The sequence below is a fragment of the uncultured Nocardioides sp. genome, assembly GCF_902805925.1.
GTDB lineage: Bacteria > Actinomycetota > Actinomycetes > Propionibacteriales > Nocardioidaceae > Nocardioides.
In genome coordinates, this window is sequence record NZ_CADCUP010000094.1 from 1 (window position 1) to 8,205 (window position 8,205).

Below are 8,205 nucleotides of genomic sequence, written 5' to 3' on the forward strand. Positions count from 1 at the left end.
CCCGGCCCCGACCCGCCCCTCGATCGACCAGCAGCCCTGCGCCGTCGGCGAAGCGGTGGAGCACGTGCCGGTCGGGCGAGGCTCCGAGGCCGCGCCCAGGTCAGCACCTCGCTCGACCGGGCGGGGTCGACGTGGCGCGTCACGGAGACCGTGATGGGCAGGGGCGGACGCGGTGACGGGCGTGGACACACCCGTCGTCCTCCGGCGGGAGGCCTCGCGTGGCCGAGCCAGAGCCGACGCGATCCTCGCCAGGTCCGGGGTCAGAGGATGGCGCCCGGCGAGTACGCCGCGGCCTCGGGGTGGCGCGCGACGACCTCCTCGACGCGGCGTACGACCGCCTGGACCTGGTCGACGGCCGCGCCGGTGAAGGTGATCGGGTCGGCGACCAGGGCGTCGAGCTGGCCGGCGCCGAGCGCCAGCCGCTCGTCGGCGGCCAGGCGCTCGAAGACGTCGTTGTCGGCCTGCCCCTGGCGCATCGAGAGGGCGACGCCGACGGCGGCCTCCTTGATCGCCTCGTGCGCGACCTCCCGGCCCACCCCGTTGCGCACCGCGGCCATCAGCACCTTGGTGGTGGCCAGGAAGGGCAGGTAGCGGTCGAGCTCGCGCTGGATCACCGCCGGGAAGGCGCCGAACTCGTCGAGCACGGTGAGGAAGGTCTGGAAGAGGCCGTCGGCGGCGAAGAAGGCGTCGGGCAGCGCGACGCGACGCACGACCGAGCACGAGACGTCGCCCTCGTTCCACTGGTCGCCCGCGAGCTCCCCCACCATCGACAGGTGGCCGCGCAGCACGACCGCCAGGCCGTTGACCCGCTCGCACGATCGCGTGTTCATCTTGTGCGGCATCGCCGAGGAGCCGACCTGTCCCTCCTGGAAGCCCTCGGTCACCAGCTCGATGCCGGCCATCAGCCGGATCGTGGTCGCCAGGTTGGACGGGCCGGCCACCAGCTGGACGAGTGCGGAGACCACGTCGAAGTCGAGCGAGCGCGGGTAGACCTGGCCCACGCTGGTGAGGACGTGGTCGAAGCCGAGGTGGGCCGCGACGCGCGACTCCAGCTCCGCGAGCCGCGAGGCGTCACCGTCGAGCAGGTCGAGCATGTCCTGGGAGGTGCCGACCGGACCCTTGATGCCGCGCAGCGGGTAGCGGGCGATGAGCTCCTCGACGCGCTGCAGCCCGACGAGCATCTCGTCGGCGATGGTCGCGAAGCGCTTGCCCAGCGTGGTCGCCTGCGCGGCGACGTTGTGCGAGCGCCCGGCCATCACGAGCGTCTCGTGCTCCGTGGCCAGCCGTGCGAGCCGGGCCAGGGCGGCCACGGCCCGATCACGGACGAGCCGCAGAGAGGAGAGCACCTGGAGCTGCTCGACGTTCTCGGTCAGGTCGCGCGAGGTCATGCCCTTGTGGATGTGCTCGTGGCCGGCGAGCGCGGAGAACTCCTCGATCCGGGCCTTCACGTCGTGCCGGGTGACCCGCTCGCGGGCCGCGATGGACGGCAGGTGCACGTCGTCGACGACCCGCTCGTAGGCCTCCACGACGCCGTCCGGCACCTCGATGCCGAGGTCGCGCTGCGCCGTGAGCACCGCGATCCACAGCTGCCGCTCCAGCACGATCTTGTGCTCGGGCGACCAGATGGCGGCGAGGTCGGCGCCGGCGTACCGCGCGGCCAGGACGTTGGGGACGGTCATGGGTGCACCTTCTGGTCGGCGTCGGTCACGGCGCGGGACTCCACCGCGCCCAGCGGCTCCGCCGCGATGTCGGTACGGCGCTGGGCGCCGTCGAAGCTGACGAGGTCGGCTGCGTCGTAGGCCCGGCGCCGGGCGTCGGCGACGTCCTCGCCGACGGCGGTGACCGCCAGCACACGACCCCCCGCGGTGACGACGTGCTCGCCGTCGGTGGCGGTGCCGGCATGGATCACGTCGACGCCGTCGCGGCCGCCGGCCTCGTCGAGCCCGCTGATGACGTCGCCGGACGAGCTGGAGGCGGGGTACCCGGCGGAGGCGAGGACGACCGTGACGGCTGCGCCGTCGCGGAGCTCGGGGGCCTCGGCGTCGTCGAGTCGACCCCGCGCGGCGGCGTGCAGCAGGTCGGCGAGCGGGCTGCTGAGCAGCGCGAGCAGCGACTGGGTCTCGGGGTCGCCGAAGCGCACGTTGAACTCGATGACCCGCGGACCGCGGGCGGTGAGCGCGAGGCCCACGAACAGCAGCCCCTGGAACGGCGTGCCGCGCGCCGCCATCTCGTCGACGGTCGGCTGGACGACCGTGCGCACCACCTCGTCGGTGAGGCCGGGCGGCGCCCAGGGCAGTGGCGTGTAGGAGCCCATGCCGCCGGTGTTCGGCCCGCGCCCGCCGTCGCGGATGCGCTTGAAGTCCTGGGCCGGCTGGAAGGGCCGGACGCTCGTGCCGTCGCACACCGCGAACAGCGACACCTCGGGCCCGTCGAGGAACTCCTCGACCACCACGCGGTCGCACGAGGCCCCGTGGGCCAGGGCCTCGTCGCGGTCGGTCGTGACGACGACCCCCTTGCCGGCGGCCAGCGCGTCGTCCTTCACGACGTACGGCGGCCCGAAGGCGTCGAGCGCCGCCTCGACCTCCTCGGCCGTGCTGCAGGCACGGGAGGCGGCGGTCGGCACGCCCGCGGCCGCCATCACCTCCTTGGAGAACGCCTTGGAGCCCTCCAGCCGGGCGGCCTCCCGCGAGGGCCCGAAGCACGCGATGCCCCGCTCGGCGACCGCGTCGGCGACGCCCGCGACGAGCGGCGCCTCCGGCCCGACGACCACGAGGTCGACGCCCAGCCGCTCGGCGAGGTCGGCGACGGCCGCACCGTCCATCGGGTCGACCTCGTGGAGGGTGGCGACCTCACCGATGCCGGGGTTGCCCGGGGCGGCGTGCACCTCGGGGCTCCCGGGGTCGCGCGAGAGCGCGAGCGCCAGCGCGTGCTCGCGGCCACCGGAGCCGACGACCAGGGTCTTCACGGGGCGTCCTCCGCTCAGTCGTGGACGACGAGGGTCTGCTCGCGACCCGGACCGACGCCGACGCCCCAGATGCGGGTGCCCGACATCTCCTCGAGGGCGAGCACGTAGGCCTGCGCGTTCTTCGGCAGGTCGGCGAAGCTGCGGCAGCCGGAGATGTCCTCCGACCAGCCGTCGAGGTGCTCGTAGACCGGCGTCGCGTGGTGGAACTCGGTCTGGGTCATCGGCATCTCGTCGTGACGGACCCCGTCGATCTCGTAGGCGACGCACACCGGCACCTGCTCCCAGCTCGACAGCACGTCGAGCTTGGTCAGGAACAGGTCGGTGAGGCCGTTGACCCGGCTGGCGTAGCGCGCGACGACGGCGTCGTACCAGCCGCAGCGGCGGTCACGGCCGGTCGAGACCCCGACCTCGCCGCCGACCCTCCACAGCCTCTCGCCGTCGGCGTCGAGGAGCTCGGTCGGGAAGGGGCCCGACCCGACCCGGGTCGTGTAGGCCTTGATGACGCCGATGACGCGGTCGATGCGGGTGGGGCCCACCCCGGCACCGGTGCAGACGCCGCCGGCGACGGCGTTGGAGGAGGTGACGAAGGGGTAGGTGCCGTGGTCGACGTCGAGCATGGTCGCCTGGGCGCCCTCGAACAGCACGGTGCGCTGCTCGTCCAGCGCCCGGTTCAGCAGCAGCGAGGCGTCGATGACCATCGGACGCAGCCGGTCGACGTAGGACAGCAGCTCCTCGACGACCGACTCGGGCTCCACGGCCCGGCGGTTGTAGACCTTGGCCAGCAGGTGGTTGCGCACGTCGAGCGCCGCCTCCACCTTGGCCAGCAGGATCTTCTCGTCGAAGAGGTCGGCCACGCGGATGCCCAGGCGGTTGATCTTGTCGGCGTACGCCGGGCCGATGCCGCGCCCGGTGGTGCCGATCTTGTTCTTGCCCAGGAAGCGCTCGGTGACCTTGTCGATGGTCGAGTGGTAGGAGGCGATGACGTGGGCGTTGGCGGAGACGACCAGCCGCTCGCTCGCCGGGACACCGCGCGCCTCGAGGGCGTCGACCTCCCGGAAGAGGGCCTCGGGGGAGACGACGACGCCGTTGGCGATCACCGACGTGGTGCCCTCGGTGAGGATGCTGCTCGGGAGCAGGTGGGTGGCGAACTTCTCGCCCTCGACCACGATCGTGTGGCCGGCGTTGTGGCCGCCGCTGGTGCGGACGCAGTAGTCGATCGTCTCGGTGGTCGTGAGCAGGTCGGTCGCCTTGCCCTTGCCCTCGTCGCCCCACTGGGCGCCCAGCACAATGATCGCGGGCATCGCAGCCCCTTCCGTCGGTCATTCGTCTGGCATCGGGACGCAGAACGGCCCGGCCACAAGGTCCGACTTGTGCACCAGGCTCCTGCGTCCCAACGCTACCAAAGCCGGCCTCCGGGCAACGGGTAGTGTCCCGCCGGTGGACCCCCTCCTCGTCATCAGCAACACCGAGGCCGGCACGGCCGACCAGGTCGCGCTCGGCCAGGCGCTCGCCATCCTGCGGGCGGGTGCGTCGATCGAGGTCGCGGGCACCTCGAACCCCGGCGAGCTCGACGGCGTCCTGCACCGGGCCGGCTCGCGGCGCATCGTCGTGGCCGGTGGGGACGGCAGCCTGCACGCGGTCGTGGCGGCGCTGCACCGACGACACGAGCTGTCCGGGCGGGTGCTGGCGCTGCTGCCGCTCGGCACGGGCAACGACTTCGCCCGCACCGCCGGCATCCCCATCGACATCGAGGCGGCCGCCCGGCTGGTGCTGGAGGGCGAGGTGCGCCCGGTCGACCTGATCGTCGACGAGACCGGCGAGGTCGTGGTCAACAACGTGCACGTGGGCGCCAGCGCACAGGCGAGCCGCCGCGGGCACCGGTGGAAGAGGCGGCTGCACGCCATCGGCGTCGGCAGCGTCAACCTCGGCAAGCTCGGCTACCCGATCGGCGCGCTCACGGCGGCCTTCGTGCCACCCAAGCTGCGCCTGCGCGTGGAGGTCGACGGCGTCGTGGTCAACGACCTCGCCCACCCGGTGCTGATGGTGGCGGTGGGCAACGGCGCCTTCGTCGGCGGCGGCACCGAGGTGACGCCGGACGCCGATCCCGAGTCGGGCACCGCGGAGATCATCGTCTCGCGCGCGATCGGTCCGCTGGCCAAGGTGGGCTACGTGCTCGACATGCGACGCGGTCGGCACGACGAGCGCGACGACGTCGTCTCGCTGCGCGGCTCGACCGTGACCGTGGCCGGTGAGCCGTTCTTCGTCTCGGCCGACGGAGAGATCTACGGTCCCGAGCGGTCGCGCTCGTGGCGCGTGGAGCCGGCGGCGTACCGGATGGTGCTGCCCGCCCCCGGCCGGGAGGTCGACCCGGAGGACCAGCCCTAGATCCAGCCGCGCCGCACGGCCTCCACCCCGGCGGCGAAGCGGGTGTCGACGCCCAGGTCGCTCATCAGCCCGTGGATGCGCCGCCGCACCGTGCGCAGGCTCATCCCCAGCGTGCGCGCGATCTGCTCGTCCTTGGCGCCGGCGGCGAGCTGGGTGAGCAGGAGGCGGCGCAGGTCGGGCCGGGCGTCGCCGGACTCCAGGCGCGGCACCGCGGCCGCGGTGTCCCACAGGGCGTCGAAGTAGGCGACCAGCATCTCCACGAGGCCACCCTGGCGGATGACGAGCCGGCGGTCGTTGGCCACACCGGGCGGGTCCGGGATCATGGCGCGGCCGGTGCCGACGACGGCCAGGCGCGTGTGGACCTCCGGCACCACCCGGATCTGCTCGCCGACGCGCGCGCGGCCGATGAGCACGTCGGGAGCCTCCTGCAGCGCCCGGGCCGGGTAGATCGCCCGGACCGAGCGGCCGGCCCGCACCGCTCCGCTGGTGGCCTGGAACATCGTCGACTCGCTCGGCATCCGCCACTGGTCGGGTCGCAGGAAGAGCAGCTCGCCGGACGTCTCCTCGATCCACTGCACGAGCTGCCCGGGCACGTCGCCCGTGGCGAGGACCTCCCCGTCGATCTGCGAGGCGTCGGACTCAGTGCCCCGGCCGGTGCCCGACTCGCCGAGGAAGGGCAGCGCCCGCGCCAGGCCCTCGAGCCGTGCCGTCGCGGCGCTGATCTTCCGGGTCTCCTCGGCGAGCATCATCGCCAGGGACTCGGCCGGCGGGGCGACGTGCAGCACGTCGTCGTCTCCGACGCGTACGACGCCGCCCCTGATCATCGGCGCGAGCTCGTCCAGCAGCTCCTCGCGCGAGCGGAGCAGGCTGCGGGCGACCTCGTCGACCGAGGTGCCGCTGCCGGCGTAGACCTGGCGGTAGAGGCGGTCGACGGCGGGCGGGATCCCCAGGGCAGCCGCCACCGGACGCATGGGCATGGTGGCAGGTTAGTGCCAGTGGCCATTTCGAGCCAGGTCTCCGGCGGCCCGGCTGCCAAGATCGTCCCGATGTGCCGACGACCGGGTCGGGGGACTCGTCGTCGACACCATCGCAGGGCGTCGGAATCGTCGCAGGGGACCGATTCCGGCGCCCTCCTCACCGCTCGGCAGCCCGGCTCCCGGTAGCGTGACGGCCCGACGACGTCCGCACGCAGCACGAGGGGCCCACCACCGATGGCACGAGGCACGAGCCGGTCAGCGCCGGTCGACTGGGTGACCAGGGCGGCCGACGACGCCGTCCGGCACGCGGGCGAGGGGAGGCTGGTGACGGTCGCCTCCGGCGCCTCGCCCTCCGGGCCCATCCACCTGGGCAACCTGCGGGAGTTCCTCACCCCCCACTTCGTCGCCGAGGAGCTGCGCCGTCGCGGCGTCGCGGTGCGCCACCTGCACAGCTGGGACGACTACGACCGCTTCCGCAAGGTGCCCGCGGGCGTCCCCGCGTCGTGGTCGGAGCACATCGGCCGGCCGCTGTCGGCCGTCCCCGACCCCTGGCGGTGCCACGCGTCGTGGGCCGAGCACTTCAAGGAGCCGCTGCGTGAGTCGCTGCGCGAGCTCGGCGTGGAGATGGAGGAGATCAGCCAGACGCAGATGTACACCGCCGGCGCCTACCGCGAGCAGATCCTGCTGGCGGTCCGTCGCCGCGACGAGATCGAGCAGGTGCTGGCCCGGCACCGCACCAAGGCGCCGGCGGCGGCGTCGGCTGAGTCCGACGAGGAGGCCGCCGCGCTGGCCGACTCGGTCGCCGACGACGACGAGTCGTCCGGGTCGGGAGACCTCGCCCGCTTCCCGTTCCGACCGTGGTGCGCCGAGTGCGGGCGCGACACCACGGCCGTGACGTCGTACGACGACGAGACGACCGTGCTCGCCTACGCCTGCGAGTCCGACGGCCACGTCGGCACCACCGACCTCACGCACGAGGACGGCGGGAAGCTGGTCTGGAAGGTCGACTGGCCGATGCGCTGGGCCTTCGAGCAGGTCGACTTCGAGCCGGCCGGGCTCGACCACATGACACCGGGCTCGTCGTACACCGTCGGCCAGGAGCTCGTCGGCACGATCTTCGACTGGCGGGCGCCCACCCGCGTGACCTACGCCTTCGTGGGCTTCGCGGGGATGCAGAAGATGTCCTCCTCCTCCGGCGGCGTGCCGACCGCGGCCGACGCGCTGCGCGTCCTGGAGGCGCCGATCCTGCGCTGGCTCTACGTCCGCCGGCAGCCCAAGCAGGCGTTCACCGTCGACTTCGGTCCCGAGGTGGTCCGGCTGTACGACGAGTGGGACGCCCTGGGCCGCAAGGCCGCCGACCCCGCGAAGCACGACCTGGCCGTGCTCGCCTGGGAGCGGGCCTCGAGCACAGCGGTCGCCGGCGCCCTGCCGACGTCGCCGGTCGTCGTGCCGTTCCGCACGCTGTCGTCGGTCGCGGACGTCACCGCCGGCTCCGCGGACCTGATCAGCACCGTCATCGGGGAGGTCGGCTTCGCCCACGACTCGGTGGAGGACCTGCAGCCGCGGCTGGGGAAGGCCATGGCGTGGACGGCCGAGTTCGTGCCCGACGCCGACCGCACCATCGTGCGGGAGACGCCCGACCAGGACCGGCTGGCAGCCCTGTCGGAGGACGAGGAGCGGTGGCTGCGGATCTTCCTGGACCGGCTGCCCACCTCGATGGACCTCGACGAGGTGACCTCGGTGGTCTACGGCACGCCCAAGGTGGCTCGCGGGCTCGGCTTCGACGACCCGCCGACCGACCAGGTCAAGGCCGACCAGCGGGACTTCTTCCGGCTGCTCTACGGCCTCCTCGTCGGCAAGGACCGCGGTCCGCGCCTG

The 8,205-nt window shown here is 73.3% G+C and carries 6 protein-coding genes; 2 read left to right on the forward strand and 4 right to left on the reverse strand.

Annotated features, from left to right (window positions below):
* Window positions 1-260 precede the first annotated feature (260 nt).
* Genes purB through QZX64_RS06650 form a run of 3 tightly spaced genes read right to left on the reverse strand, consistent with a single transcriptional unit; the run spans window position 261 to window position 4,266 of the window.
* The gene (gene purB, locus QZX64_RS06640) at window positions 261-1,679 is read right to left on the reverse strand and encodes an adenylosuccinate lyase (RefSeq protein ID WP_295657819.1); all 1,419 of its coding nucleotides are present in this window, start codon (window positions 1,677-1,679) and stop codon (window positions 261-263) included.
* A complete protein-coding gene (gene purD, locus QZX64_RS06645) occupies window positions 1,676-2,965 on the reverse strand; it encodes a phosphoribosylamine--glycine ligase (protein WP_295657820.1) in 1,290 nt (429 codons plus the stop codon). The genes purB and purD overlap by 4 nt, the downstream gene beginning before the upstream one ends.
* A 14-nt stretch (window positions 2,966-2,979) precedes the next feature.
* Window positions 2,980-4,266, reverse strand: coding sequence for an adenylosuccinate synthase (locus tag QZX64_RS06650; RefSeq protein WP_295657822.1), 1,287 nt, complete (start codon window positions 4,264-4,266; stop codon window positions 2,980-2,982).
* A 136-nt stretch (window positions 4,267-4,402) separates the two neighbouring features.
* Here QZX64_RS06650 and QZX64_RS06655 point away from each other — a divergent pair, with 136 nt between their 5' ends.
* Entirely contained in the window at window positions 4,403-5,350 is a 948-nt protein-coding gene (locus tag QZX64_RS06655; protein ID WP_295657823.1) for a diacylglycerol kinase family protein, read from the forward strand.
* On the opposite strand, the gene QZX64_RS06660 is transcribed toward QZX64_RS06655, so the two are convergent.
* Window positions 5,347-6,327, reverse strand: coding sequence for a helix-turn-helix domain-containing protein (locus QZX64_RS06660; RefSeq protein ID WP_295657825.1), 981 nt, complete (start codon window positions 6,325-6,327; stop codon window positions 5,347-5,349). The genes QZX64_RS06655 and QZX64_RS06660 overlap by 4 nt on opposite strands.
* A gap of 234 nt (window positions 6,328-6,561) precedes the next feature.
* Here QZX64_RS06660 and lysS point away from each other — a divergent pair.
* On the forward strand, window positions 6,562-8,205 hold a 1,644-nt coding region (gene lysS / locus QZX64_RS06665), incomplete at its 3' end, for a lysine--tRNA ligase (protein WP_295657827.1).